Source organism: Embleya sp. NPDC055664 (assembly GCF_053618075.1).
On the sequence record NZ_JBSHGZ010000001.1, the window covers coordinates 433,302 to 459,600 of the forward strand.

The window sequence follows — 26,299 nt, forward strand, 5'->3', positions numbered from 1 at the left end:
GTCGGAGAGGAAGTATCCCGTGGGTAGTGACGAGTCGACCGTCACCGTGGCCGACGGTTTCGTGCCGGTCATCGACCTATCGTCCAGGGACACGGCTCGCGGGCGGGCAGCCATCGCCAAGGCGATCGGCAATGCGTGTTCGAGTTCCGGGTTCTTCATCATCGTGGGTCATGGGGTGCCCCGGGAACTCATCGACCGCATGTTCGACCGAACCAATTCCTTCTTCAAACTCCCGGAGGAGGAGAAGGACCTCATCGCGAATCGCCCCGGGGTCTCCGGATATCGCCGCGCCGGCGGCACCCTCGCCCGCAGCCTGGATCTACAGACCCCGCCGGACCTGTGCGAGACCTTCGCCGCGCATGTCACCGGCGAGTTGAGCGACCAGGAACGCGGGCAACTCGGCGACGAGTGGGCGAGTTGGACCCACAAGAACATCTGGCCGAAGAATCCGCCGGACTTCCGGTCCACCTGGCAGGAATACATGCGGGTGGTCGGGGATCTGTGTGCGGATCTCATGCGACTGATGGCCCTGGCCCTGGAATTGGACGAGGACTTCTTCGAGGACAAGCACGACCACCACGGTTCGTCGGTTGCGGTCAACTATTACCCGCCGCAAATCGAGCCGCCGTTGCCGGGACAGTTGCGCCGGGGTCCGCACACCGACTTCGGCAGCGTCACCGTCCTGCACATGGAGGACGACCGCAAGGGACTCCAGGTGCTTCAGGGCACCGAATGGCGCGATGTCTCCGCCATTCCCGGGAGTTTCGTGGTGAACCTCGGCGACCTGATGGCCCTGTGGACCGGTGGCCGCTGGGTGTCGACGATGCACCGGGTGGTCAATCCGGAGCCTGGGGACACCACTTCCCGGCTGACCATGCCGTATTTCTACCTGCCCAATTACGACGCCTCGATCGAGCCCATGCAGCCGTTCTCCGAATCGTCCGCGGTGGATCGTTTCGACACCGTGACGGTGAGCGAATGGGTGTCCCGGAAGGTCCAGAAGATCTTCTCCTGATGTCCTCCGCGCCATGGAGGTCGGGGGTCCGACTTCGGTCGGTTCACCGTGCTGTGCCCAAGAACCGTGCTGTTCCCAAGAAAGGTCAAGGATGATGCAGAAGACCGTCCACCTCGACAGGATCAGCGAGCAGTACCAGGCCTCGAGCACCCAGTACGACAGCGTGAAGAACCTTCCTTACGCCTTCGTCGAACGGGAGACACTGCTCGGGGGCCTTCCCGATCTGACCGGGAAGTCGGTGCTGGACGTCGCCTGCGGCACCGGCTACTACTCGCGCCTGTTCAAGCGTCTGGGCGCCGAGCACGTAGTCGGTGTGGACATCGAGAAGAGCATGATCGACTGTGCCCGGGAGGTCGAGGAGAAGGACCCGCTGGGCATCACGTTCGACGTCTGGGACGCCGCGCAGCTGCCCGTGCTCGGCGAGTTCGACGTCGTCGCGCCGATCTGGGCGTTCGTGCATGCCAAGGACGTCGAGGAGTACTACGAGATGGTTCTGCGCTGCACCCGGAACCTCAAGTCCGGCGGCACCATGGTGGCGCTGTGCTCCAACCCGGACATCGACATCGAGAAGATGTCGGTCTACCCGCGTTACGGCCTGTCCATCACCCCGAAGGAAAAGCACGGGGACCTCCAGGTCATCCACATTCAGATGGATGTCGAACCGCCGGTCGGCTTCGACGGATTCTTCTGGCCCGCGGGTATCACCGAGGAGGCCATGGCCCGAGCCGGTCTGGTCGACATCCGGCGCCGGCCGAATCTGGCCCCGGGACACGTCGCGGGCGTGTCGACGAAGGGCTACTGGGCGGACTTCGTGGCGAACCCGCCGTTCGGTCTGTTCACGGCCACCAAGCCGTAGTCCGCCGGCGTCCGCCGGAAATCCACGAAAGTCGGAGCCGCGCCCACCCTGCCGAGATGGAGAAAAGCCTATGAAGATCGCTGTATTCGGAGCGAATAGTTCGACCGGACGACGCCTCTCCGAACTGGCGATCGCCGATGGTCACGAGCTGACCGCCGTCGTCCGCCGGCCCGACAGTTTTCCGCTGAGCGACCCGCTTTTGCGGACGGTCGGCGCGGACGTATTCGACAAGGACGCGGTCGAGCAGGCGGTGATCGGGCAGGACGCGATCATTTCCATCCTGGGAATACCCTATGGGCGAGAGCCCGTCACGGTGCTTTCCCGGGGGCTCACCAATATCACCGACGCGATGTCCGCGCACGGCGTCAAGCGGTTGGCCTGTGTGAGTTCTCGACTGCTTGCGGTCAGCTCTCCTTCGTCGGCCGGGGAAAAGCCGCTCCAGGAGTCCTTCCTCTATCGGCGGATGATCTATCCGACGCTGACCAGGATCGGTCGCACGCTCTACGCGGACATGCTTCGCATGGAGCAGATCGTGCGCGCGACCGATCTGGACTGGACGATCATCCGGCCGTCGGCGCTCTACAACACGGACACGCTCACCGATTACCACTTCGCCGCGCCGGAGACGCCGGGTCTGTATACCTCGCGCATCGACCTGGCGCATTCCCTCCTGCGCGAGGTGACCGAGAACGAGCATGTCCGAACGGTCACCGCTGTGTTCACCACAAAGGGTGTTCCGACCTTTCGTGACGTGCTCGTGAAGGAAGTTATGCGGATCGGTTCCTGGGGCAGCAAGTAGCCACGGGAGCAGGCCCGTAGACGGGAGATGACGGCACCATCCGAAATGGATGGTGCCGTCATCTACCTATATGTGACATCGTCTCCGAAAATCACCCCCGGATCCCAAAGCACCTCCGAACGGGCCGAGTTGCGTCCGCGGCGGCGGGCTTGTGTCTCATATGGGGTCACCTGTCCGGTGGTGCGCCCGCCCCGTGGTGGTGGGTGATGCGCTGTCGGGGCGGTTGGTGTCGGATCGTCTGTGGGAGTTGGTGGTTCCGTTGTTGCCCGGGTTCGGGGTGCGGCGGCAGGGGGGTGGTCGGGCGCCGGTGGAGGAGCGCGCGGTGTTCACGGCGGTGGTGTTCGTGCTGACCAGTGGGTGTGCGTGGCGGCAGTTGCCGGCGTGTTTCGGGGTGGCGTCGCCGACGGCTCATCGTCGGTTCATGGTGTGGACGAACGCGGGGGTGTGGCCGCGGCTGCACCGGGCAGTACTCGACCACCCGCACTCACGCGAGGGAATCACGCGGTGCGAGGCGGCCGTTCCGGTCGCCGGCCCAACCGGGGCACCCGGATCCGGACCGGCGGGATCCGGCCGTTCATCTCAGAGCGAGAATGAGCCGGCGGCCCCCTCGACACCCCCGCGCCGGCCCCGCTGGGTGACGTTCGCGAACCGCGCCGTCCACCCCGGTCGAGCGCTCCGGCCCGCCGCGCACCGGCCCCCGAGGAGCCGACTCCCATGCAGGTCAGGGGTATCGACGGGACCCGAGGCAGTGGGCGGCGGCCCCACCCGGGCAGCCCGCCTCGACGGATCCGGGCGCCTGCGGCGTTGGCCCGCCGAGCCGATCTTCGCGACTCTCCGCAGGGGGCGCGGCCCCCCGTCGGCCGCCGGCCGGCCGGCTGAACCATATAAGACGCGGAAGCGCGCTGTGGCGTTTTGATGCCACAGGTGTGACAATCTTGATCCATATCATGGCGGCATCCGGCCGCACACTCAAAGGAGCGTTTCAAGGGGGAGATGCACCGATGGGGAAAGATTCTCGACTCGCAATATCTCTGGAAATCCTGCAGTGGACTCCGGAGCGTTTGGCCCGAGAAATCAATCGACGGTACGGGGATGGCACCGTCAGCCTCAAGGCGCCGTACGGTTGGATCAAGGGAGCATATCCGCGGGGGCGGGTACCCGGCTTCGTGGCGACGATTTTATCGGAGAGTCTCGGCCGCGTGGTCGAAATCCGCCATATCTGGCCGCAGCGTTTTCCCGAGGCGGAATCGACGGGAAACGACAGCGACCTCCGACTGAGCCCGCCGTGGTCCGAGGAGCACGTCGACCGCATCCTCCGTCCGCTCGTCGAGCAGGACGACGAGGAACAACTGCAGGCGCCCTTCCTGGTGCCCGGCGCGGGCCTGGTCCTGCTCGCCGTGGACTGGCTGACCGCCGAGAGCAGACCGGCTTCCGCCCGGACGGAGGGCGCCGAGCTGGACCCCGAGATGATCGACATGCTCTTCGGCCGGATCGCCCGGCTGCGCCGCCTCGGCGACGCGCAGAACTGCGCCCTCGTGCTGAACTGGGTGGTGCACGAGCTGCGTTGGGCCCGACACCTGACCACAAACGCTTCCTTCGACGCACCGACCGCCAGGCGGCTGTACGGGGCCATCGCCGAACTGGCGCAACTCGCGGGCTGGTTGGCCGCGGATCACGGCAAGCGGGCGCAGGGCCAGCAATATCTGCTCGCCGGCCTGCGTGCGTCCAGCCTTGCGGGCGACCCGAACCTGGGCGCGTACATCCTGTCCTGTCTGAGCTATCACCTCATGCGCGGCGGCAACGGCCTGGACGCGCTGCGGCTGATCCGGCTCGCCGACGCCGGGGCCGACGCCTCGGCGCCGACCGTGCTGCGCTCGTTGCTGGCCTCGCACGAGGCGCGCGCGCACGCCCAGTTGGGCGACGAGGCGGCCTGTAGACGGTTGTCGGCGAAGGCCGCCGCGCTGTTCGACGCGTCCGGGGCGGAAACGGATCCGCCATGGGCCGTCGGACCCAAGCGACACCTGGCCGCCGGCGCGGGGCGCGCGCAGTTGGCGCAACGACGGAACAAGGCGCCCTACGTGTATCCCGCACAAAAGCGCGTCTCGGCCTGACCCGTGCGCTCGGCGGCTCCCCGGGCCCGCCGGCGCCGGGCACGGCCGCGGCCGCGGCGGGGCCACAGGCATTACACGCATGCCTCACCGGCAGCACATGAACACGTGGATCACGAGGACTTCGGCGACTCCGTGGTGCGCGCCGCGCTTCGCGGGGACGCGGGTGAGCCGGCGGCCGGGCTTCGGTGCGACCGGGCCGGCGTTACCGGTTGCGGGTCCTCGGCCGGTGCGAGCCAGCCGCCGAGGGTGTAGGTACCGGCACTTCGCGCGGACGACGCGGGTGAGCCGACGGCCGCGTTTTCGGACGACCGGGGTGGTGTCCTCGACGTCGGCGTTTCGGTCGGGTCGAGCCGACCGCCGAGGGTGTAGGCGGAGCTCTCCTCGGGGTCCGCGATCGCCGGGGTGACGGACGGCGAGCCGGCGAACTCCCGTGTGCCGTGCAGCCACGCGACGAAGTCGTACAGCTCGCCCGGCGACATCGCGGACAGCGCCTTGTTGCGGGCCTCCGCCGCCGCGTCCGCGGCGTGCCACAGCGCGATGCTGTCCCGGGCCAGCCGATGCACCCGTGCGGTGCGCTCCCGGCGGACGGCGTTGTACCGGCCCAGACGGGCCGCGAACCACCCTGCCGGGCAGTCCAACAGCTCACCCAGGACCACGGCGTCCTCGAGGGCCATACAGGCGCCCTGGGCCGCGTAGTGGAGCATCGGGTGGGCCGCGTCGCCGAGCAGGGCGACCCGTCCGTCCGTCCAACCGTCCACCGGTTCCCGGTCGACCAGCACCCACGCCTTCCAGTCGGCGCCCAGTTCGAGCAACCGCCGCGCGCTCTCGCAGAGCGCGCCGAACTCGCCGAGCACCTCGGACGCCGGCACCGACACCCCCGAGAAGGTCTCGGCGGGCGCGTTCTCCGCGCTGGGCGCCAGGTTGAGAAAGCGCCCGCCGGCGATCGGGTAGTGCACGAAGTGCCGCCCCGGTCCGGCCCACCACGTCACCGACATGTGGCGCAGGTGCGTCGGCACCCGCTCCATCGGCACGATCGAGCGGTACACGGTGATGCCGGCGTTGCGCGGCGCGCCGTCGCCGACCAACTGCGCGCGGACCGCGGAGTGCAGCCCGTCGGCGCCGACCAGCGCGTCGGCGCCCAGGCTCGCCCCGTCGGCGAGCAACACCCGCACCGCGTCCGGCTCGTGCGCGTAGCCGACCACCGCGTGCGCGGCCCGCAGGTCGATCCGCGCGTGGCTTCGGCAGGCGTCGAGCAGCAGCCGGTACAACTCCCCCCGGTGCACCACCACATAGGCGTTGCGGAAGCGGTCGCGGTAGTGCCGGTCCAGCGGCATGGCCACCACGTGTTCCCCGGTGACCCCGTCCATGAAGCGCAGTTCGCCCACGGGGACGGCGATCCGGCCGACCGCCTCGGCCAGGCCGAGGCGGTCGAGCGCGTGCATACCGTTGGGGGCGAGCTGGATGCCGGCGCCCAACTCGGTGAATTGGGCGTTGCGTTCGCACACCACGATGTCGTGGCCGCGGGCGGCGAGGGCGAGCGCCGAGGCGAGGCCGCCGATGCCGCCGCCGGCGACGGCGATCGTACTCACGCCGGTTCCCCCATCTGCGACCCGCCGGAGGTGCCGTCGAGCAGTCGGATCAGCTCCAGGCGCTTGATCTTGGTGGTGGCCGTCTGCGGCAGGTCGGCTTTGCGCCACTGCGTCGGCTCGGCCATCCGCGGCAGATCGGCCACCGCGGCGCGCCAGGCGGCGTGGTCCAGCGGCCGGTCGTCCTTGGTGCACACCACCGGTCGGGGCGGGCCCTCCGGCATGGGCACGATGACCACCTCGGCCAACTCGTCGAGCCGGGTGAACAGTCGGTCCTCCACGTCCAGCGTGCTGCCGAAGCCGGGGATCTCGTCCACCTCCCGATCCATCAGGTGCAGACAGCCCCACCGGGTGCGGTAGCCGAGGTCGCCCATCCGCCACCACTCCCGATCGGCCTGCTTGTGGAACCGCTCCTGCTCGCCCAGGTAGGTGTGGATACGACCGTCGCTGCTGATCTCGATGAACCCGGGTGAGGTCGGCGAGGGCGGATTGCCGTCGCGGCTGATCACCCGGACCCCGGTCATCCCGGGGAAGGGGATGCCCACACACCGTCCGTCGGCTTCCGCCGAGCGGTTGCGCCCGTAGGAGCGCGCCACGCTGGGGCCGACCTCGCTCTGTCCGTAGATCTGTCCGAACTTCGGCGCGCGGCGGCGGGACGCGCCGATCAGGGTGCGCACCGTGCGCGGGTGCAGCGCGTCGAAGGTGCTGCTGAAGAACTTGACGTTGGACAGCGGCGCGCGCGGGTCGTCCGCGAGCCGTTCCCAGCTGAGGTAGGTGTTCGGGTGCGCCTCCAGTACGGCCGGCCGCCAGCGCGCGAACAACGTCGCGGCGTGTTCCGGGTCCGGGTTCGCCAACACCGCCACCGGGAAGCCGCGAAGCAGCGAGATGGCCAGCGCGGTGAACAGCCGGGAGTGCACGAACGAGACGTGCATGGCCACCGTTTCGCGCCTGCGCATCAACGTCGTCGCCAATGCCTGCGGCCGGTAGCGGGCCTCCAGGCTGTAGCCGGTGTGCACGGCCAGCTTCGGGATCCCGGTGGTGCCCGAGGTGTGCGTCACCAGCGTCGGGTGCTCCGGCGGCATCCACAGCGCCGGGACGTGCGGGGCCGCGGCGGGCTCGGCCAGGCTCGTCGCGCGCGGGTGTTCGCCCGCGGCCAGCAGGACCCGGTCGGCGTGGGTGAACACCGTGTCGGGGAGCGCGGATTCGAGCTTGGCGGCGTCGGTGATCAGCACCGGCCGCTCGACCCGGTCGAGCAGCGCGGTCACCGTCTCGCCGTCCAGGTACGGGGACAGCAGCACCGGCACGGCACCGATCCGCGCGGCCGCGACGGCCAGCAGGGTGATGTCGAACGCGTTGCTCTTGTACACCACCACGTGGTCGCCGGGCCGCACCCGCGCGCGCCACAACCGGGTGCCGAGGTCGCTCACCAGTTCGGCGGCGTCCGCGATGGTCATGCTGCGGCCGCGTTCCGGGGCGATGTCCAGGTCGTGGTCGAGCATCAGGACGTTCGACGGGTATTTGGCGGCGGCCCGGTCGAACAGCGTGCCCAGGCGTATGCCGCGATTACCTATGCGCTGCAGAAGCATGTGTCATTCTCGATTCACCTGTGTCATATCGGCGCCGGCCGGCCGAGGTGCGCTCAGTCGGCCTCGATGACCTTTTTGAGCCGCGCCACGGTGGCCGCCATGTCCTTTTCGAGCTTTGCTCCCCATTCGGCGAAGAATCTCTTCTTCTCGTCCTCGGTCATCTCGGCGGTGATGCCCCGAATTCCCTCCGTGGCGGTACCCATCCGGAAGGTGTGCACGAGGGTGGATCCGCCCGGGGCCGGGGCGATGTCGAATCCCCAGACGCTGTCCTGGGCCCGTCCGTCGTTGGTCCGCATCGCCCAGCGGAAGCGGCGCCCGGGTTCGGCGGCCACCACCTCGGCGTGCGTGTGCCAGACGCCGCGGACCACGGGAGCCCACGAAACCACGTCCGTACGACGGAAGTTCTCGCCGCGGAAGACCGATCCGACCGCGCCCGGCGCGCCCTCGACCCATTCCCCGCCGGTGCACTCCTCGCTCCACTCGCGGCAGCGCGGCAGGTCGCTGAGCACGGCGTAGACGGCCGCCGGCGATTTCCCCACCCGCGTTTCGAAATCGACCTCGAACAGGGGGGTGGTAACGCTGCTTTCACTCATGGATGAAATCATCCCGGGCGCCGGCCACCCGGTACAACGAAACGGTGGTCGGATTCGTCAGGTGTCTTCGGATGTCCGTCGATCCGCGCCGCGTGGCCCGTCCCATTCGACGAGTGCCAGACCGACGGCCATGCCCCCGCCGAAACCGGCGAGCAGTACCGAATCGCCGGCTTCGAAGCGGTCGGCGGCGGCATCCAGGGAAATGGGTATGGACGCCGCGCCGGTATTTCCGAAACGTTCGACGGTGGTGTGCGTGCGCTCGATCGGGAAGCCGAGGTCGTCGGCGAGGGCCTCGATCATCCGGCCGTTGGCCTGGTGCGGCACGAAGTGCGGCGGCCGCGCGGGGTTCGGCGCGTGCTCCGCCAGGAAGGCGCGGATCAGCGGGCCGACCTGCTCGGCCACGAAGTCGCGGACCGCCCGCCCGTCCATCCGAAAGTAGTGCAGTCCCTGATCGAGGGACGCCGGCGAGGCCGGGATCCGGGAGCCGCCGGCGGGCACCCGGATCAACTGGCGCTCCGCCGGATAGGTGGCCAGTCGGGTGGCCAGGACCCCGCGACCGGCACCGGGGCCGAGCACCACCGCGCCCGCGCCGTCGCCGAACAACACCGAGGTGCGGTGGTCGCTCGGATCGAGGGTGCGCGAGTAGATGTCGGCGCCGATCACCACGGCGTGGCCGCCGGTGCCCCGGATCATCCGCTCCGCGGTGGTGAGCGCGAAGACGAAGCCGCTGCACACGGCGTTCAGGTCGAACGCCGGGGTGCCCGGAGGGACATCGAGTTCGGCCGCGACGGCGGCGGCGGTCGGGGGTTGTGGCGAGTCCGGCGTGGACGTCGCCACGATCACGAGCGAGACCTGTTCGGCCCGGACGCCGGCGTTGCCGAGGGCGGCGCGCGCGGCCATCGCCGCCAGGTCCGAGGTGGCTTCGTCGGCCTTGGCCCAACGGCGCTCGCGGATCCCGGTCTTGCGGGTGATCCACTCGTCGGTCACTCCGGCCGGCGTGCCGACGTCGGTATTGGTCACCACGTCGCCGGGGAGGTAGGAGCCGGTACCGAGGATCCCGACCGCGTCCCCACCCGGTGCTCCGACTGCGTGCGTAGTCATATTCACCCATCTCGTGTCGGCGCGGAACAGCAATCCGGGCCGACGACCCGATCGACGCCCGGTGCGGCTGCTCTGCCCGGAAAGATTGGCAGCGGTGTCGCGGGATTTCCAGACAATGCATCGGGAACTGTCATCTCGGTCGGCGGCGCGGAAACCGACCGGTCCGCAGAAGGTGACAGACTCACCGCCGGCACATCGACACTCCCCGACGCCGAAACTAGGGTCGAGTATTGCTGTGCCGGACCGTCTGGACGAAGGAAATTCATGCGGACAAGCGCTTCCGTGGCCGTGGGCACGCCTTGGTCGAACGCCATCGACGTACATCACCACATCGTTCCCGAATTCTATGTCGAGGAACTGCGGAGACTCGGGTTCGCATCGACGTTGCCCGGCGTCGACAAACCGGCGTGGAAAATCGAAACCAGCCTGGACATGATGGACCGGCAGGGAATCCGGGCGGCCGTGGTCAACATCTGGCCGGGGGTGCCGGCGGTGGACGCGGACACCGGGGCCCATCTGGCCCGGTGGATCAACGAGTTCATGGCAGAGCTGGTGTCCCGGCACCCGGGTCGGCTTGGCGCCTTCGCGGTGTTGCCGCTGCCGCACGTGGACGCGGCGCTGGCCGAGTTGGAGTACTGCCAGGACGTGCTCGGCCTCGACGGTGTCGGGCTGATCACCAACTACAACGGGGTCTACCTCGGCGACCCGTCGCTCGACGAGTTCATGGCCGAGGCGGCGCGCCGCCGGGTGCCGATGTTCGTGCACCCGACGGTACCCCCGTCCACCGGCCAGCCTGCCTTCGGACTCCCGGCCTCGCTCTGCGAGTTCCCGTTCGAGACGGTCCGGCTGACCGCTCAGCTCCTGTACAACCGCACGCTGGAGCGGCACCCCGGGCTGCGGCTGATCCTGTCCCACGGCGGCGGTGGCATGGCGTACTTCGCCGGCCGCCTCGCGCTCGGGCCGCTGATCGTCTCCGATCTCGCCGAGCGGCTGCCGGAGGATCCGATCGGGTACCTGCAAAAGCTCTACTCGGACACCGCCATGATCGGCGATCCGCACGCGTTCGCCTCGGTGCGCTCGTTCGCCCGGCCGGATCGGATCCTGGTCGGCTCCGACTTCCCGTTCATGCCGGAATCGTTCAGCGCGGAGAACGGCCGTTTCATCGTCGACCACGGCGCGTTCTCGCCGGACGAGCTGACCCGCATCCAGTTGGGCAATGCGGCCGAACTCTTCCCGCGATTCGCGGACCACTCGGAATCAGAAAGGGGATCGCTGACGTGATCGACGACGCCATGGTATCCGCATACCTGGATCGCATCGCCGCGGAACGGCCGGAGCGGGCCGACCTGGAGTCGCTGCGCGAGTTGAACCGGAGGCACCTGTTCGCGGTTCCCTTCGAGAATTTGAGCTATCACCTCGGCGAGGACATCCTGATGGATGAAAGGGTGGTCGCGAAGGTCGTCCACGAGCGTCGGGGCGGCGGTTGTTACGAGGTCAATCCGGCACTTTCCTTCCTGTTGCAAAGCCTCGGTTACGAGGTTTCGATAATGCCGGGCCGGGTGTGGATCAAGGGCAATCTCACCGCCCCGCTGTGCCATCTCGCGCTCAAGGTCCGGATCGACGGCGGGGAATGGCTCGTCGACGTCGGCTTCGGTCGCAACAGCAGGTATCCGCTGTCCCTGGACACCGACGCGGTCCAGGAGGACCCGAACGGCGCGTTCCGGATCGAGCGGGCCGACGACGGCGGCATCGACGTCGTGGCGAACGACACGGCGCTGTACCGGGTCTACGACGTGCCGTGCGAACTGTCCGACTTCGCGCCCACGCTGTGGTGGTATCGCACCGCGCCGGACTCGCCGTTCCTGCAGAACCTGTTCTGCTCGCTGCCGACCGAGACCGGCCGGGTCACCCTCAAGGAGGACCGGTTCAGCCGGGTCGAGGGTGATCGACGGGAGAGCGTGACGATCACCGACGAGCAGGAGCTGTTGACCGCGTACGACAAGTGGTTCGGTATCAAGCTGGACCGGCTGCCGGTCAAGGTGATCACCGACGGCACGGTGCAGATCGCGTTCGACTAGGAACGCGGATCCGAACATGGTGCGGGGCCCGGGCGAGCACGTCGGCGCGCGGGCCCCTCGTCGCGTCCGCGCGTGGTCACGTGTGCGACGGCTGCGCTCACGTGTCTCGTGTGCGGCGGGCGGTGGCGGCCAGGGCGATCGCCTCGCCCCATTCGATCTCGTCGCGGGAGTCCGGGTGGTCGAGTACCGCCCGGTGCAGCCGCGGCCACACCCCCGCGTTCGTCCACACCATGAACCGACGATGAGCCGTCGGCGACGCCACCCCGAAACACGCCGGCAACTGCCGCCACGCACACCCACTGGTCAGCACGAACACCACCGCCGTGAACACCGCGCGCTCCTCCACCGGCGCCCGACCACCCCCCTGCCGCCGCACCCCGAACCCGGGCAACAACGGAACCACCAACTCCCACAGACGATCCGACACCAACCGCCCCGACAGCGCATCACCCACCATGACGCGCAGCATGCCACGGCAGGCGCCCCCGGATGTGGGCAACTCCCTTACTCCCGCGCCTTGTTCACGCTTCGTACCCGCGTGTGGACACAGCGGTTGGAAGCGCCGTCGAACCCCGGACACGACATCGTCCCGAAGCCCGCACGAAACGGACTTCGGGACGATTTCCGGGTGCCGCCCCCCGTCAGGTCGCCGCGCCCACCGCGACCACCTCGAACGGGGTGCCCTGTTCGTCGGCGACCAGGACGCTCGGGCCGCGCGGCGTGTCGTACGGACCGGTCACGACGGAACCACCCGACGCGGTCACCTTCGTCACCGCGGTCGCCAACTCGGCGACCCCGAACGTGACCAGCCAGTGCGACGCCGCCCCCGCGCCCGCCTCGGCGAGGCCGGCCACGGGGCGGCCGTCGAGCCGCAACACGACGCCGTTCGCAGCGTCCGGGCCGCCGCCCGAACTGCCCGGCCCGCCCGGCTCGGGCGTGACCGTGTAGCCGAACACCTCGACATAGAAGGCCTGCGCCGCCGCGTGATCCCGGGTCAGGCACCGGTGCCACACCGCCGCGCCGGGTGCGTCCGTGACCTCGGCGCCGAAGTACTCGTCCGCCTGCCAGATCCCGAACACCGCTCCGCCCGGGTCGGCCGCCACCGCGAACCTGCCGTGCGTGCCGACGTCGGTCGGCTCCACCGTCAGCGTCCCGCCCGCCCGGACGATCCGCTCCGCCACCGCGTCGGCGCTCTCGACCGCGATGCAGACGAGCCACGCCGACGGCGCGCCCGCCGGCTCCTCGAACCGGGGACCGATGTCGGCGACCGTGCGACCGGCCAGACTCGCCGTCAGATAGTGGTCGTACTCCTCGCCCCGGTCCAGGAATTCCCATCCGAACAGGGCTCCGTAGAACTCGCTCGTGTGTTTGGGATCAAAGACCCGGACCTCCACCCAGCAGGGCGTACCCTCCGGCCACGCGGTGTCGCGAAATGTCATGCGGGGTTCCTCGGTTCGTTCGTGTCGCCGGACGGTGCCCATCGCCGGATCGTGCTCGCCTCAGATGTCGAGGCCGAATTTCCGCAGCCGTTCCTCGCTCACCAGGGTGATCCCCGGCTCCGGTTCGAGTCCGCGCTTGAGCGCGCCCGCGACCTGGAGGGTGCGCAGCGTCTGGTACTCGATCGCGCCGAGGTTGTCGTCGGTGACGCTGTTCGCCTCGTGCCGCGAGATGGTGCCGGTGCCGTACGGCGCGCCGTTTCCGGGCTGGTGCAGCACCGCCGCGGCCGAACCGTTGGAGACGATCACCGACCCCCAGTGGCAGAACGCGTTGTGCAGCGCCAGGATCGTCGCCTGCTGGCCCGCGTGCGGCATCGACCCCGAAGCAAACGCGGAAACCGCCTTGTTCATCAACTTGCCCGGAATGGCGACCGGTCCGGTGTGGTCGAAGAAGTTCAGGATCTGCGGCGCGGGCAGTCCGTAGTGGACCGGCGTGCCGATCATGATCGCGTCGGCCCACACCAGGTCGTCCAGGCCCGCCTCCGGAATCTCCGCCGTGGCGGTCGCCAGATCCTGATACGCCTGCTTGTCCAGGATCATCGGATCGGGCAACTCGGCCACCTTGCGTACGCGCACCTCGGCGCCCGCGGCCCGAGCCGTCTGCGCGGCCTTTTCGACGAGCTGGTAAATGTTGCCGCTGCGCGAATGGAAGATGATGGTGATGTTGGTCAAGGGGTACGCTCCCGGTGAGCCGATATCGTCTCTGCGTGGGCAGATATCGCCGACATCATGCCGGGTCGACAAAAGATCGGCCCAGATATGATTTCGGGATCTGTCAGGTCCGTCGGGGTATTGCCGGGGCCGGAAAACCCGAGGTGACAGACATGCCCCTCGGTTCTGTCCGACTCCGCCGCCTGATGCTGTACTCGAACCATGTCTGCCATTCGAAACGACGTACGCCTTCCCGCCGAGCCGGCCGAGCTCCTGCACACCTTCGTGGGCGCCTTCAACGACCGGAACCTCGAACTGCTCCAGGAGCTTTTCGAACCGGAGGGCATGCATGTGCGCGAGCCGGGAGTCACCACGGCGGGCGCGCAGCGGCGGGCCGCGCTGCCGACGGTGCTGCACCATCGCATCCCGATCGCCGTCTCGCTGCGCAATGTCTACGTGGTCGGCGACATCGCCCTGGTGATCAACGACTACGTGCACGACGGGGTGGGCCCGGACGGTGTTCACGTGCACATCGAGGGCACCGCGACCGATGTCGCCCGGCGGGGCGCGGACGGCTGTTGGCGGTACGTGATCTCCAACCCCTCGGGCACGAGCTGAACGATCCCGGGCGGCCCCGGCCGGCCCGCGGCGCGTTCGCCCGGCGGTAGGCGCGGCGGCGCCGGCCGGTCCCGACACCGGGTCCGAATTCATTTCCCGGCGCGTATTCACGCCCGTTTTTCGATCCGGGAATTCGGCTCGTACCGGCACCCTCGCAGACGGTAAATGACCGGCCAAGCCGATTTCCGCGAATCTGTCAGATGTCCGGCCAGCTGACAGACTCGCACCGACCTGACGAACCGGAACCCCCGCCCTTGGCGCGTTCGGACAAAAGAGCGAGGGTGGGGGCGTGTTCTCTTCAGTCGTTTCGGATCACCGTCCAAGTAAATTCCGAGACCGGACGGCCGCGCCGAATAACCGCGGCCGTCCGGGTGGGCATTCAATCGCTGGAGCCGGCATTGACCAGTGACCTGCTGCCGATTCTGCGGCAATCGGCCGCGCAACAGCCGGACTGGGAGGACGACGCCCAGATCCACAGTGTTCGACAAACGCTGGCGGGACGCCCCGGCCTGGTCGGCGAAACCGACGTGCGTACGCTGCGCCGCGGCCTCGCGCAGGTGAGCGCCGGTGCGGCGGAGGTGATCCAGGCCGGCGACTGCGCCGAGGATCCCGGGGAGTGCGGCGAGGCCGATGTCGCCCGCCGGATCGCCGTCCTCGACCTGCTCGCCGGTGCGATGGAACGGCTCGGGCGCCGCCCGGTCGTGCGCGTCGGGCGCATCGCGGGCCAGTTCGCCAAGCCCCGATCCCGCCCGACCGAGTATGTCGGTGGCATCGAACTTCCGGTCTACCGCGGTCACTTGGTCAACGGCCCGAAGCCGGTGGCGCAGGAGCGGCAGCCCGATCCGCTGCGCCTGGTCACCGGCTATCTGGCCGCGTCCGAGATCATGGGACACCTGGACCGGCACCGGGCCGCCCACCCGAGGGTGCCGGTGTGGACCAGCCACGAGGCGCTGGTCCTGGACTACGAACTGCCCCTGGTGCGGCGGACCGAGTCCGGCGATCTGCTGCTGACCTCGACGCACTGGCCGTGGATCGGCGAACGCACCCGCCAGGTCGACGGCGCGCACGTGGCGCTGCTCGCGAAGGTGGTCAACCCGGTCGCGGTCAAGGTCGGCCCGGACATCGACCCGGCCGAACTGATCGAACTGTGCTCGCGGTTGGACCCGGACCGCCTGCCGGGCCGACTCACCCTGATCATCCGAATGGGCGCGGACACCATCGCCGACCGGCTGCCCGCCCTGGTCCGCGCGGTGCGCGCGGCCGGTCATCCGGTGGTGTGGCTGAACGACCCGATGCACGGCAACACCGTGGTGACCGAACGCGGTTACAAGACGCGCTACGTGCGCACGCTCCGCCGCGAGGTCGCCGCGTTCCGCGCGGTGCTCGCCGAGGCCGGCGAACACCCGGGCGGCGTGCACCTGGAGACCACCCCGGACCAGGTCACGGAGTGTGTGTTCGACACGTGGGAGGCCGACCGGGCGGGCGAGGTCTACACCAGCTTCTGCGATCCGCGCCTGACGGCCGAGCAGGCACTGCTCGTCCTGGCCGCCTGGGACGCCGAGGTCGCGCCCGACGCGTGGACGGCGGCCGAGGCCGGGTCGGGCTCGGTACATCAAGCGACAGGAGGGCAATCGACATGACGAACGAGGTCGCGGTGGTCACCGGCGCCGCCGGGGGGATCGGCGGCACGGTGGTGCGCGCGCTCGCCGAGCGCGGCACGACGGTGGCGGCGGTGGACCGGGACGCGGACCGGCTGCGCAAGTACGTCGCGGAGCTGGTCGCCGAAGGGCTGCCCGTGACCGCCTTCCCCGCCGACGTCACCGTCGCGGACGAGGTCGAGGCCACGGTGGCGGCGGTCGAGGCGCAGCTGGGCCCGGTGCGCTTCCTGGTCAACGCGGCCGGCGTATTGCGGCTCGGCCCGGTCCGCGAGATGTCCGACCGCGACTGGGCGGACATGTTCGCGGTCAACGTCGGCGGGGTGTTCCACATGTCCCGCGCCGTGGTCGACCGGATGGCGCCGCGCGGTGCGGGGGCGTTGGTCACGGTGTCCTCGAACGGGGGCAGTACGCCGCGCGCGAAGATGGCCGGCTACGCCGCCTCCAAGGCCGCGGCCACGATGTTCACCAAGTCGCTCGGCCTGGAGGTGGCCCGGTACGGCATCCGCTGCAACGTGGTCGCGCCCGGGTCGACCGACACGCCGATGTTGTGGTCGATGTGGCACGACGACAGCGGGCGTACGCACACGTTGGAGGGCGACCCCGACGCGTTCCGCGTCGGCATCCCGCTGGGCAAGCTCGCCCGGCCCGAGGACATCGCCGCCGCGGTGCTCTTCCTGCTGTCCGACCAGGCCGGGCACATCACGCTGCACGAGCTGACGGTCGACGGTGGCGCCACGCTCGGCGCCTGAAAGGAAAGCGATCATGCCCGGTATCCCGGACATTGCCCCATATCCGCTGCCCGGCGAGAGCGATCTGCCGGCCAACACCGCCCGGTGGACGGTGGATCCGGACCGTGCGGTCCTGCTCGTGCACGACATGCAGCGCTACTTCGTGCGCCCGTTTGCCGCCGCCCAGCGCCGCGAACTGATCGACAACATCGTGCTGTTGCGAGAACGCTGCGCCCACCTCGGGATGCCCGTCGCGTTCACCGCCCAGCCGGGCTCCATGACCGCCGAACAGCGCGGCCTGCTGCTGGACTTCTGGGGTCCGGGCATGCGGGTGTCCGCCGAGGACCGGGCGGTCGTCGACGAGTTGGCCCCGCGTCCGGGCGACTGGCTGCTCACCAAGTGGCGCTACAGCGCCTTCTTCCGCTCCGACCTGCTGGAGCGCATGCGCGCGTGCGGCCGCGATCAGCTCGTGGTCTGTGGGATCTACGCGCACGTCGGCGTGTTGATGACCGCCGTGGACGCGTTCACCAACGACATCCGCACCTTCCTGGTCGCCGACGCGGTCGCCGACTTCTCCGCGGCCGACCACGCCCTCGCCCTGGAATACGCCGCCCTCCAGTGCGCGGTGGTCGCCACCACGCGAGGGCTGCGCACCGACGACGGCCCGCTCGTCCCGGTCGTGGCGGGCGCGCCGCCCGCCGGGGTCGAGGCGACGAGGATCGGGGCCGCGAGATGAGCCCTACGCCCCCGGCCGAGGACGCGGCCCGGGCCCTCCTGGAACGGGTCCTGGCCGCCGACCCGCCGCCGTTCGCGCTGCTGTACCGCCCCACGGTCACCGCCGGCGACCGGGTGGAGATCCTCACCGGGGACATCGGTGTGGTGGACCGCGTCGCCGACATCCCCATCCCCGACTCGCCCTACGGACCGGCCGGCCCGGACGTATTGGCGCTGCTGCCGTATCGCCAACTCGCCGAACGCGGCCTGCCGGCGCCCGACGACGGCGCACCGCTGGTGACGATGACCGTCCGGGAGCAGGCCACGCTCGCCCGCGCCGACGTGCTCGACCGACTGCCGGACGCGGAGATCGACTGGACGGACGGGCACTTCGACATCGACGACGACGCCTACGCCGCGCTCGTCGCCGACGTGCTGAGGGATGAGATCAGCACCGGCGAGGGCGCGAACTTCGTGCTCAAGCGCCGCTTCCTCGCCGACATCACCGACTACACCCCGGCCACCGCCGCCGCCTTCCTGCGCCGCCTGCTCGCGCACGAATCCGGCGCCTACTGGACGTTCCTGGTGCACACCGGCACCCGCACCCTGGTCGGCGCCAGCCCGGAACTGCATCTGAGCCTGCGTCAGGGCGTCGCGGTGATGAACCCGATCAGCGGCACCTACCGGTATCCCACCTCCGGGCCCACGCCGGCCGGCGTCATGGGCTTCCTGCGCGACCGCAAGGAGACCTACGAGCTGTACATGGTCGTGGACGAGGAACTCAAGATGATGTCCCGGGTCTGCGACCAAGGCGTGCGGGTGGTGGGGCCGTTCCTCAAGGAGATGGCCCGGCTCGCACACACCGAATACCTCATCGAGGGGCGCACCGACCGCGACGTCCGCGAGGCGTTGCGCACCACGCTGTTCGCGCCGACCGTCACCGGCAGTCCGGTGGAGAGCGCCGCCCGGGTGATCGCCCGGTACGAACCAGAGGGCCGCGGCTACTACTCCGGGGTGCTCGCGCTGTTCGGCCGGGACGGCGCCGGACGACACACGCTGGACTCGTCGATCCTGATCCGCACCGCCGACATCGACGCCTCCGGGCGGATGGCCATCGCGGTCGGTGCCACCCTGGTCCGCGATTCGCAGCCGGCCGCCGAAGTGGCGGAGACGTGGGTCAAGGCCAACGGCCTGCTGGGCGCGCCGCGTTCGGCGTCGGCGCCGGCCCGTTCGCTGGGCGGACACGCGCGGGTACGGGCCGCGTTGCGCGAGCGCAACACCGACCTGGCCCGCTTCTGGCTGGACGGACCCGGGAGCGACGCGGGGGAGTTCCCGAACCTGGCCGGCAGGCACATCCTGGTGATCGACGCCGAGGACGCGTTCACCGCGATGATCGCGCACCAACTGCGCTCGCTCGGACTGCGGGTGAGCGTACGCAGCTACGACGAGCCGTACTCGTTCACCGAGCACGACCTCGTGGTGATGGGCCCGGGACCCGGCGATCCGCTCGACCACGGCGATCCGCGAATCGAGCGCCTGCACGACGGCATCAAGCAACTGCTCGCCGAGCGACTCCCGTTCCTCGCGGTGTGCCTGAGCCACCAGGTGCTCAGCCATCAACTCGGCCTGGATCTGCGCCGCCGCGCGACGCCGCACCAGGGCGTCCAGAAGAGCATCGAACTGTTCGGCCGCCCCGAACGGGTCGGGTTCTACAACAGCTTCGTGGCCCGCAGCGCGTTCGACCGGGCATATCTGCCCGAGGTCGGCCCGGTGGAGATCTGCCGCGAGGACGGCGCCAACGAGGTACACGCGCTGCGCGGACCGCACTTCGCGGGCGTGCAGTTCCACGCCGAGTCGGTGCTCACCCGCGACGGCGTCCGCATCCTGGGCACGTTGATCGCCGACGTGCTCGACGCCGGGCAACACCGCGCGACCGCGTCGGCCCGAGGCGCGGAAGGGGTGCATCCGTGAACACCACGCCACACGAGATCGCCATCATCGGCACCGGTCCTCGCGGGTTGTCCGTGCTGGAGCGACTGTGCGCGAACGAACGTGCCCGGCCGACTCACGAGAGCCTGGTCGTGCACGTCGTCGACCCGGCCGCGCCCGGCGCCGGCGCGGTCTGGCGGATCGAGCAGTCGCGGCATCTGCTGACCAACACGGTCGCCTCGCAGACCACCGTCTTCTCCGACGCCGCGTCGCGGATCGACGGACCGATCGAGCCCGGCCCGAGCCTGTACGAATGGGCCGCCGACCTCGCGCTGCGGCACGCGGCCGGGGGCGTCGAGGCGGATCGATACGACCCGGCCACGCTCGCCGAGGCGGGCCGGCTCGGGCCGAACGACTACCCCACGCGGACCCTGTGCGGCTGGTACTTCGCGGACTGCTTCCGGCGCATCCGGGACGGCGCGCCCGCGCACGTGGAGATCCGCGAGCACCGCTCGCGCGCCGTGGCGATGGCCGACACCCACGGATTCACCGGCGGGCCGCAGGGCGTGCGGCTGGCCAACGGGACCCGGCTGAACCACCTGGACGCGGTCGTGCTCGCCCAGGGACACGTCGCGGCGCGGCCCACGCCCCGGGAGGAGCGCACGGCCAGCCTGGCGCGGATCAACCACCTGACCTACCTGACCCCGACCAACCCGGCCGACGCCGACCTCGACGCCGTCGCACCCGGCCGGCCCGTACTGCTGCGCGGTCTGGGCCTGTGCTTCTTCGACTACCTCGCGCTGTTCACCCTGGGCCGCGGCGGCCGGTTCGAGCGGATCGACGAGCGCACGGTGTACCGGCCGAGCGGCAACGAACCGATCCTGTACGCCAGTTCCCGGCGCGGCCTGCCCTACCAGGCACGCGGCGAGAACGAGAAGGGCGCGCACGGCCGCTACTTCCCGCGCCTGCTGACCCCGGACTACGTGGCCGGGCTGCGCGCGCGGTCCCGGCAGGGCGCGCCGATCTCCTTCAAGCAGGACCTGTGGCCGCTGATCGCCCGCGAGGTGGAGACGGTCTACTACGAGACGCTGCTCCGGCGGAGCGGGCGGGGCGAGGAGTGCGCCGAGTTCGCCGAGCGGTATCTGAGCGCCGGGCCGGCCGAGCGCGACACCGTCCTGACCGACCGCGGCATCACGCTCGCGGATCGTTGGAGCTGGGACACCATCGCCGATCCGCTCCGGGGACGGGAGTTCGCGGACCGGGACGCGTTCCGCAAGTGGCTCCTGGAACATCTCACCGAGGATGTGCGCCAGGCCCGCCAGGGCAACGTCAACGGCCCGTTCAAGGCCGCCCTCGACGTACTGCGCGACCTGCGCAACGAGGTCCGCCTGGCGGTCGACCAGGGCGGCCTGGACGGGGCGTCGCACCGCGACGAGTTGGAGCGCTGGTACACCCCCCTGAACGCGTTCCTGTCGATCGGCCCGCCACCACGACGGATCGAGCAGATGATCGCGTTGATCGAGGCCGGCGTGCTCGAATTGACCGGCCCGGACACCCGGATCCGGATCGACACCCGCACCCCCTCCTTCATCGCCGACTCCACCACGGTCCCCGGGCCCACGGTGCGGGCGCAGATCCTGATCGAGGCGCGGCTGCCGGAACCCGACCTGCGGCGCACGGCGGATCCGCTGCTGCGCCATCTGCTGCACACCGAGGCGTGTACGACCTTCCGCATCCCGAGTTCGGGCGAGGACGAGTACGACTACGAGACCGGCGGGCTGGCGGTGACGGAGCGGCCGTACCGGGTGATCGACGCGCACGGCCGGGCGCACCCCAGGCGCTTCGCGTACGGCGTGCCCACCGAGGCGGTGCACTGGGTCACCGCGGCCGGGATCCGACCCGGCGTGGACTCGGTGACCATCGCCGACGCGGACGCGATCGCGCGCGCGGTGCTCGCGTTGGGCCCGAGCCGGCGCGAGATCGACGCGGCGACCGAGGGCGAGCACATCGAGGTCGTGGTATGACCGACGCCGCCGGCGAGCGACTCCCGCTCGTGGACGCCGGGTTGTTGTCGCCGGTGCGCGCGGGCACGCCGGTGGAGGCGGCGGTCGGCGACGCGGCGTGGTTGCAGGCGATGCTGGACGCCGAGGCCGCGCTGGCCCGGGCGCAGGCCGCGCTCGGTCTGGTGCCGGCCTCGGCAGCCGCGGTGATCACGTCCGCCGCGCACGCCGACCGGTTCGACCTGCGGGCCCTGGCGGTGGACGCGCGCGAGAGCGCCAATCCGGTGGTCGCCCTGGTCCGGGCGCTGACCCGGGTGGTGTCCGCGATCGATCCGCACGCCGCGCGCCACGTGCACCTGGGTTCCACCAGCCAGGACATCTTCGACACCGCCGCGATGCTGGTGGTGCGGCGCGCGGCGGCGCTGCTGCGCGCGGATCTGGCCCGGGTGGCCGCGGCGTTGGGCGCCCTCGCCCGGCGTCACCGCGATACGCCGGTGGCCGGGCGAACCCTCGCGCTGCACGCGGTGCCGACCACGTTCGGGCTCAAGGCCGCGGGCTGGCGGCGGCTGGTCCTGGATGCCGATCGGCGGGTGGCCGCCGTGTCGAACGGGCTGCCGGTCTCGCTCGGCGGCGCGGCCGGCACCCTGGCCGGGTATGTCGAGGCGGGCGCCGACCCGGAGCGGCTGGTGGCGGCGTTCGCCGCGGAAACCGGGCTGTGCGCACAGGCGTTGCCGTGGCATGCGCTGCGGACGCCGATCGCCGACGTCGGCGCGGCCTGGGCGCATACCGCCGGTGCCCTGGGCAAGTTCGCGGTCGACGTGCAGTCGTCGACCCGGACCGAGGTCGGAGAGGTGGTCGAGCCGCACGTGCCCGGGCGGGGCGCTTCCTCGGCCATGCCGCAGAAGCGTAATCCGGTACTGGCCACGCTGATTCGCAGCGCCGCGCTGCAAGTGCCGGGGCAGGCCGCGGTGTTGGCCCAGTGCATGCTCGCCGAGGACGAACGCTCGGGCGGCGCGTGGCATGCCGAGTGGCAACCGCTGCGCGAGTGCCTGCGGCTGACCGGCGGCGCCGCGCACACCGCCGTGGAGTTGGCCGAGGGCCTGGTCGTGCGGCCCGAGCGCATGCGCGCCAATCTCGCCCTCACCGGCGGCGCGATCGTCGCCGAACGGGTCGCCGGCGTGCTGGCGGCGCACCTGGGAAAGCCCGCCGCCGCGGCGCTGCTCACCCGCGCCGTCGAGGCGGCCGATCGACGGGGCCGCCCGCTCGCCGACCACCTCGCGGGCATGCCCGAGGTGGCCGAGCATCTCGACGCCGCCGAGCTGACCCGGCTCTGCGACCCGGCCGGCTACACCGGCGCCGCCGCCGACCTGGTCGAGCGGTCCCTGCGCGCGGACCCCGGGGACTGAGCGGACCCGAGCCGGTCGGTGTCCCCCGCCGACCGGCCCGGCACCCACCCGATACCCGGTATCTTCCGCGCGACAATATTCCCGGTATCCCGGTATCCCGGTATCCCTTCTCGGCTCGCGTGTTTCGGGAAAATTACAGGCCGTGCGCTATCGGCGCGCATCCGACCGCAACGCTGACCGGCCTGACCCGGTGATGACCAGTCTGACCGCGCCCCGACCTTGCCGGCGAACTACTGTGCGATTAAATTCGAACCGCATTGACCTGAAAACGGCAGCAGGTCGGGTGCGGCGGATGCGGGTCCGCGGCACCACGGCTTTGTCGTGAGTCCCGGTGCGGCCCTTGATCGGTCGGCCGGATGAAGGGGGATCAATGAATACGAGCGGACGGCTCCACGACTCGGAAAGGTTGTCGGGCCCGATCGTGGCGGCGGGGCCGAGAAACCCGTCGGTTTATTTCCCCCAACGACCCGTATTGGTTGTCGAGCCATGATCGCCGGAAGAATTCGGACGCGCTAGCCGCTCCCCCCCGGGCCGAGTCCGCGCACCGCCCCGGACCCCTGTGCGCCGCCGGCGGTACCGACGGTCGTACCGCCCGACGATCCCGTGCCGCCTGACGTGCAGTCCGCCGCGCCGGCCGGGTGCCCGGCGCCCCGACGCGCGCCGGCGGGTCCACGTGCGCCGGGATCGCGGTCGGCCGCGTCGCCCCGTATTCCGTGAATCCCACCCCACCCCCACCCCTCGCTCTCGCCTTTCGCACCGGATATCGCCCCCCACGACGACGCTCCCACGCGGCGTGTCACAGCCATGCCTTGTCGTTCTTTTTCAGGTTGCCGTTTTTCGTTGCCGATTTCTTTCGGAAGTGAACCGTTCGTTCAACAACAGGAGTGGTAATGGCGCTCGCCAACGGCAGCCCCAATCATGCGTGTCTGCCAAAATTCGCCGACGGTGGCGCGGATTCCGAGGCGGCCAGAAAGGTGACCCTCGATCGTTTGGTCGCCGAGCTTTCCCCGATTGTTTTCGCCTCCTTGCCGAGGGCGGATCAACGACGTAAAGGCGTGATGTATCTCCGTGGGCTGCTCGGCGCTCCCGGGCGGAAGTCGGTACGGAATATCGCCGCCTTTCTCGGCAAGCAGGTGAACGACCAGGGACTGCATCACTTCATCAACGACTCCACCTGGGACTGGGAACCGATGCGGGAGGCGCTCGGGCGTTATCTCGCCCGGCACACCTCACCCCATGCCTGCGTGTTGCAGCCGATGATCATCCCGAAGTCGGGCACCCACTCCGTAGGGGTCGCCAGGACCTTTTCCTGGGAGCGGGGCCAGGCGGTGACCGCGCAGCAGGTGGTCGGCGTGTGGGCGGTGTCCGCCACCACGGCGAGCCCGGTCAACTGGCGGCTGCACCTGCCCCCGACGCGGTCGCGCGGCCGGGGCGAACGGGATTCGTCCGGGCCCGAGACGGGCTACGACACGCCGGAGGATTCGATGGTCCGGGCATATCTGGAAACCGCCATGCGGCACCGAATACCGGATTGTCCGGTGGTGTTGAATGCGGAGCGACTGGACGGCATCGGAGTCGTGTCGAAGCTGAGTGCGGCGGGCGTGTCGCACATATCCAAAATCGCCGAGGACACCTGGCTGCTCCCCGCCGACCCGGCTTTACCCGGGTGGGGCGACGAACCCCTCCAGGCAAGTCGGATCGCGCGGCTCGTCAAGGTGGGCCGGAAGCGTATGTTCCTCATTCCGTCGGGCACCGACGAGGCCGCCGAACTCGTCGCCACCGTCCGGGTCCGACTGCCGGCCGTCCCCGACGCAACCCGTCGTTCCCGCAGCGGAATCGGGGACTTCCTGTTGCTCGGTGTCGGCGGTATCGGCGGACAGTGGCCGGCGCAACTGTGGCTGACCGATCTGACCAACGCCGACCACGCCTCGTTGTTGCGCCTGATCCGGCTCAGTCGGCGGGTGGAGAGCCTCGGCATGCCGCGTGCCGAGCGGGTGGGGATCCGGGACTTCGCCGGACGATCGTTCGCGGGCTGGCACCGCCATGCCACCCTCGCGTCGGTCGCGCACGCGGTCACCGAACTTGCCGAGCACAAGCTGAGCATTGCCTGACGTACGGCCGATTCGCCGTGCCCCCGGCACCGGTGCTTCCACGTGTTCGCTCCCGAGGCGGCCTCGCGGAAGTCACCGGCGCCGTCGGCGCGCAGGCGACCACGGCACACGTCCCGCAGCCGGCGCCTCGGCATGGAACGGCGCGCCGGCGGACACCAGGCGAGCAGGAACACCGGGCGAGCCCCGAATACCACCGGGCGAGCCCGCACATCGCGCGAGCCCGACCACCAGGCGAGCCCGAACCACCCCGACCGGACCGGAGAATTCGAGCACATGCGCGCAGCCTTCATCGACTCGCTGGGACCGGCGGAGAACATCCGATACGGCGACCTCCCGGCGCCCACACCGGGACCGACCGATGTCCTGGTGGACGTCCTCGGCACCACCGTGAACCCGGTCGACATCCTGCTTCGTTCCGGGGTCTTCCGCACGCCCGTCGGGTTTCCGCTGGTGATCAGCCGCGACCTGGTCGGCACCGTGGCCGCGGCCGGGCCGGGCGCGCCGGGCTTCGCCGTCGGCGACCTGGTGTGGGCCAACAGCCTCGGCCACGGCGGTCGGCCGGGCGCGGCGGCCGAACAGGCGGTGGTGGCCGCCGACCGGCTCTACCACCTCCCGGCGGGCGTCGATCCGACGACGGCGGTCGCGGTGGTACATCCCGCCGCCACCGCGTATCTGGCCCTGTTCACCCACGGCCGGGTCACCGCCGGCGACACGGTCCTGGTACTCGGCGCGGCCGGGAACGTCGGCAGCGCCGTGGTGACGCTGGCCGTCGAAGCCGGGGCCCGGGTGATCGCCACAGCCGCCGCAGCGGACCTCGACCACTGCCGGGCCCTCGGCGCCGACGCGGCCTTCGACTACCGGGACCCGAAACTCGTCGACCTGATCGCCGCCGCCTGCCCCGACGGGGTCGACGCGCACCTGGACTGCTCCGGCCGCAACGATCTCACCGAGGCGGTCGAACTGCTTGCCCCGCGCGGCCGGATCGTGCTCCTGGCGGCGACCGGCACCGATCCGGTGTTGCCGGTGCGCCGCCTCTACATGAAGGACTGTTCGATCGCCGGCTTCGTCATCTCGCATGCCACGTCCGGCGAACTCGCCGAGGCGGCGGGCACCATCAACCGCCTCCTGGCGAACGGCCGACTGCGGGCCCGCACGCTCGAACGACAGCCGCTGAGCGCCGCCGCCGAGGTGCACCGGCGGATGGAGCAGGGCCGGTTGCACGGCAGACGGGTGGTACTCCTGCCCGGCGGCTGAACCGGTCGC

The 26,299-nt window shown here is 70.2% G+C and carries 23 protein-coding genes; 16 read left to right on the top strand and 7 right to left on the bottom strand.

The genetic code is table 11. The features are described 5' to 3' along the window. Positions 1-19: 19 nt before the first annotated feature. From ACWGR4_RS01860 to ACWGR4_RS01880, 5 genes are all read left to right on the top strand, one after another. Positions 20-1,015 carry an isopenicillin N synthase family dioxygenase gene (locus ACWGR4_RS01860; RefSeq protein ID WP_379996738.1) on the top strand — a complete coding sequence of 332 codons (996 nt, stop codon included), beginning with the start codon at positions 20-22 and terminating at the stop codon, positions 1,013-1,015. 91 nt (positions 1,016-1,106) lie between these two features. Next, positions 1,107-1,871, top strand: a complete 765-nt coding sequence (locus tag ACWGR4_RS01865) for a class I SAM-dependent methyltransferase (RefSeq protein ID WP_379996740.1) — start codon at positions 1,107-1,109, stop codon at positions 1,869-1,871. 70 nt (positions 1,872-1,941) lie between these two features. Further along, positions 1,942-2,670 (top strand): NAD(P)-dependent oxidoreductase, encoded by a 729-nt coding sequence (locus tag ACWGR4_RS01870; protein ID WP_379996742.1) that lies wholly within the window; start codon positions 1,942-1,944, stop codon positions 2,668-2,670. Positions 2,671-2,830: 160 nt separating this feature from the next. After that, on the top strand, positions 2,831-3,586 hold the full coding sequence (locus ACWGR4_RS01875) for a transposase (RefSeq protein WP_452128276.1): 756 nt from the start codon (positions 2,831-2,833) through the stop codon (positions 3,584-3,586). A gap of 283 nt (positions 3,587-3,869) precedes the next feature. Beyond that, complete coding sequence (locus ACWGR4_RS01880; protein WP_379996746.1) at positions 3,870-4,781, top strand: hypothetical protein; 912 nt, start codon at positions 3,870-3,872, stop codon at positions 4,779-4,781. Positions 4,782-4,891: 110 nt separating this feature from the next. Here the strand turns inward: ACWGR4_RS01880 and ACWGR4_RS01885 are convergent, their stop codons facing one another. From ACWGR4_RS01885 to ACWGR4_RS01900, 4 genes are read right to left on the bottom strand one after another with little or no spacing between them, the layout of a single operon-like run. Then, entirely contained in the window at positions 4,892-6,370 is a 1,479-nt protein-coding gene (locus ACWGR4_RS01885; protein ID WP_452128277.1) for an FAD-dependent monooxygenase, read from the bottom strand. After that, the gene (locus ACWGR4_RS01890; RefSeq protein ID WP_452128278.1) at positions 6,367-7,953 is read right to left on the bottom strand and encodes a class I adenylate-forming enzyme family protein; all 1,587 of its coding nucleotides are present in this window, start codon (positions 7,951-7,953) and stop codon (positions 6,367-6,369) included. Before ACWGR4_RS01890 ends, ACWGR4_RS01885 begins: the two co-directional genes overlap by 4 nt. A 53-nt stretch (positions 7,954-8,006) precedes the next feature. After that, a complete protein-coding gene (locus ACWGR4_RS01895) occupies positions 8,007-8,546 on the bottom strand; it encodes an SRPBCC family protein (RefSeq protein WP_078974699.1) in 540 nt (179 codons plus the stop codon). A 57-nt stretch (positions 8,547-8,603) separates the two neighbouring features. Continuing rightward, positions 8,604-9,647, bottom strand: a complete 1,044-nt coding sequence (locus ACWGR4_RS01900) for a 3-oxoacyl-ACP synthase III family protein (protein WP_379996754.1) — start codon at positions 9,645-9,647, stop codon at positions 8,604-8,606. 264 nt (positions 9,648-9,911) lie between these two features. Between ACWGR4_RS01900 and ACWGR4_RS01905 the strand changes: the two genes are divergently transcribed. After that, positions 9,912-10,928 (top strand): amidohydrolase family protein, encoded by a 1,017-nt coding sequence (locus ACWGR4_RS01905; RefSeq protein WP_452128279.1) that lies wholly within the window; start codon positions 9,912-9,914, stop codon positions 10,926-10,928. Next, positions 10,925-11,725, top strand: a complete 801-nt coding sequence (locus tag ACWGR4_RS01910; RefSeq protein ID WP_078974696.1) for an arylamine N-acetyltransferase family protein — start codon at positions 10,925-10,927, stop codon at positions 11,723-11,725. Before ACWGR4_RS01905 ends, ACWGR4_RS01910 begins: the two co-directional genes overlap by 4 nt. 97 nt (positions 11,726-11,822) lie before the next feature. Here the strand turns inward: ACWGR4_RS01910 and ACWGR4_RS01915 are convergent, their stop codons facing one another. From ACWGR4_RS01915 to ACWGR4_RS01925, 3 genes are all read right to left on the bottom strand, one after another. Beyond that, positions 11,823-12,182, bottom strand: a complete 360-nt coding sequence (locus ACWGR4_RS01915) for a transposase (RefSeq protein WP_379996758.1) — start codon at positions 12,180-12,182, stop codon at positions 11,823-11,825. A 184-nt stretch (positions 12,183-12,366) separates the two neighbouring features. Further along, entirely contained in the window at positions 12,367-13,164 is a 798-nt protein-coding gene (locus tag ACWGR4_RS01920; protein WP_452128280.1) for a VOC family protein, read from the bottom strand. 60 nt (positions 13,165-13,224) lie between these two features. Beyond that, the gene (locus ACWGR4_RS01925; RefSeq protein ID WP_160161564.1) at positions 13,225-13,893 is read right to left on the bottom strand and encodes a flavodoxin family protein; all 669 of its coding nucleotides are present in this window, start codon (positions 13,891-13,893) and stop codon (positions 13,225-13,227) included. A gap of 201 nt (positions 13,894-14,094) precedes the next feature. Between ACWGR4_RS01925 and ACWGR4_RS01930 the strand changes: the two genes are divergently transcribed. From ACWGR4_RS01930 to ACWGR4_RS01970, 9 genes are all read left to right on the top strand, one after another. Continuing rightward, complete coding sequence (locus tag ACWGR4_RS01930) at positions 14,095-14,490, top strand: YybH family protein (RefSeq protein ID WP_452128281.1); 396 nt, start codon at positions 14,095-14,097, stop codon at positions 14,488-14,490. A gap of 398 nt (positions 14,491-14,888) precedes the next feature. After that, positions 14,889-16,130: a 3-deoxy-7-phosphoheptulonate synthase gene (locus ACWGR4_RS01935; protein ID WP_452128282.1), complete on the top strand. Its 1,242-nt coding sequence runs from the start codon at positions 14,889-14,891 to the stop codon at positions 16,128-16,130. Beyond that, positions 16,127-16,897, top strand: coding sequence for a 2,3-dihydro-2,3-dihydroxybenzoate dehydrogenase (locus ACWGR4_RS01940; RefSeq protein ID WP_379996766.1), 771 nt, complete (start codon positions 16,127-16,129; stop codon positions 16,895-16,897). Before ACWGR4_RS01935 ends, ACWGR4_RS01940 begins: the two co-directional genes overlap by 4 nt. 13 nt (positions 16,898-16,910) lie before the next feature. After that, the gene (locus tag ACWGR4_RS01945) at positions 16,911-17,612 is read left to right on the top strand and encodes an isochorismatase family protein (RefSeq protein ID WP_379996768.1); all 702 of its coding nucleotides are present in this window, start codon (positions 16,911-16,913) and stop codon (positions 17,610-17,612) included. Continuing rightward, positions 17,609-19,561, top strand: coding sequence for an anthranilate synthase family protein (locus ACWGR4_RS01950; RefSeq protein WP_452128283.1), 1,953 nt, complete (start codon positions 17,609-17,611; stop codon positions 19,559-19,561). Before ACWGR4_RS01945 ends, ACWGR4_RS01950 begins: the two co-directional genes overlap by 4 nt. Continuing rightward, positions 19,558-21,543 (top strand): FAD/NAD(P)-binding protein, encoded by a 1,986-nt coding sequence (locus tag ACWGR4_RS01955; protein WP_452128284.1) that lies wholly within the window; start codon positions 19,558-19,560, stop codon positions 21,541-21,543. Before ACWGR4_RS01950 ends, ACWGR4_RS01955 begins: the two co-directional genes overlap by 4 nt. Beyond that, positions 21,540-22,925 carry a lyase family protein gene (locus tag ACWGR4_RS01960; protein ID WP_452128285.1) on the top strand — a complete coding sequence of 462 codons (1,386 nt, stop codon included), beginning with the start codon at positions 21,540-21,542 and terminating at the stop codon, positions 22,923-22,925. Before ACWGR4_RS01955 ends, ACWGR4_RS01960 begins: the two co-directional genes overlap by 4 nt. 974 nt (positions 22,926-23,899) lie before the next feature. Beyond that, complete coding sequence (locus ACWGR4_RS01965) at positions 23,900-25,036, top strand: IS701 family transposase (protein ID WP_452128327.1); 1,137 nt, start codon at positions 23,900-23,902, stop codon at positions 25,034-25,036. A gap of 273 nt (positions 25,037-25,309) precedes the next feature. Further along, the gene (locus tag ACWGR4_RS01970) at positions 25,310-26,290 is read left to right on the top strand and encodes an NADPH:quinone reductase (protein ID WP_452128286.1); all 981 of its coding nucleotides are present in this window, start codon (positions 25,310-25,312) and stop codon (positions 26,288-26,290) included. Positions 26,291-26,299 lie beyond the last annotated feature (9 nt).

Excerpts from the sequence above, each read along its gene's own strand:
- ACWGR4_RS01865 (WP_379996740.1), top strand. The coding sequence starts at position 1,107 with ATGATGCAGAAGACCGTCCACCTCGACAGGATCAGCGAGCAGTACCAG.
- ACWGR4_RS01870 (WP_379996742.1), top strand. The coding sequence starts at position 1,942 with ATGAAGATCGCTGTATTCGGAGCGAATAGTTCGACCGGACGACGCCTC.
- ACWGR4_RS01875 (WP_452128276.1), top strand. The coding sequence starts at position 2,831 with ATGGGGTCACCTGTCCGGTGGTGCGCCCGCCCCGTGGTGGTGGGTGAT.
- ACWGR4_RS01890 (WP_452128278.1), bottom strand. The coding sequence starts at position 7,953 with ATGCTTCTGCAGCGCATAGGTAATCGCGGCATACGCCTGGGCACGCTG.
- ACWGR4_RS01895 (WP_078974699.1), bottom strand. The coding sequence starts at position 8,546 with ATGAGTGAAAGCAGCGTTACCACCCCCCTGTTCGAGGTCGATTTCGAA.
- ACWGR4_RS01900 (WP_379996754.1), bottom strand. The coding sequence starts at position 9,647 with ATGACTACGCACGCAGTCGGAGCACCGGGTGGGGACGCGGTCGGGATC.
- ACWGR4_RS01905 (WP_452128279.1), top strand. The coding sequence starts at position 9,912 with ATGCGGACAAGCGCTTCCGTGGCCGTGGGCACGCCTTGGTCGAACGCC.
- ACWGR4_RS01915 (WP_379996758.1), bottom strand. The coding sequence starts at position 12,182 with ATGGTGGGTGATGCGCTGTCGGGGCGGTTGGTGTCGGATCGTCTGTGG.
- ACWGR4_RS01920 (WP_452128280.1), bottom strand. The coding sequence starts at position 13,164 with ATGACATTTCGCGACACCGCGTGGCCGGAGGGTACGCCCTGCTGGGTG.
- ACWGR4_RS01930 (WP_452128281.1), top strand. The coding sequence starts at position 14,095 with ATGTCTGCCATTCGAAACGACGTACGCCTTCCCGCCGAGCCGGCCGAG.
- ACWGR4_RS01940 (WP_379996766.1), top strand. The coding sequence starts at position 16,127 with ATGACGAACGAGGTCGCGGTGGTCACCGGCGCCGCCGGGGGGATCGGC.
- ACWGR4_RS01945 (WP_379996768.1), top strand. The coding sequence starts at position 16,911 with ATGCCCGGTATCCCGGACATTGCCCCATATCCGCTGCCCGGCGAGAGC.
- ACWGR4_RS01950 (WP_452128283.1), top strand. The coding sequence starts at position 17,609 with ATGAGCCCTACGCCCCCGGCCGAGGACGCGGCCCGGGCCCTCCTGGAA.
- ACWGR4_RS01960 (WP_452128285.1), top strand. The coding sequence starts at position 21,540 with ATGACCGACGCCGCCGGCGAGCGACTCCCGCTCGTGGACGCCGGGTTG.
- ACWGR4_RS01970 (WP_452128286.1), top strand. The coding sequence starts at position 25,310 with ATGCGCGCAGCCTTCATCGACTCGCTGGGACCGGCGGAGAACATCCGA.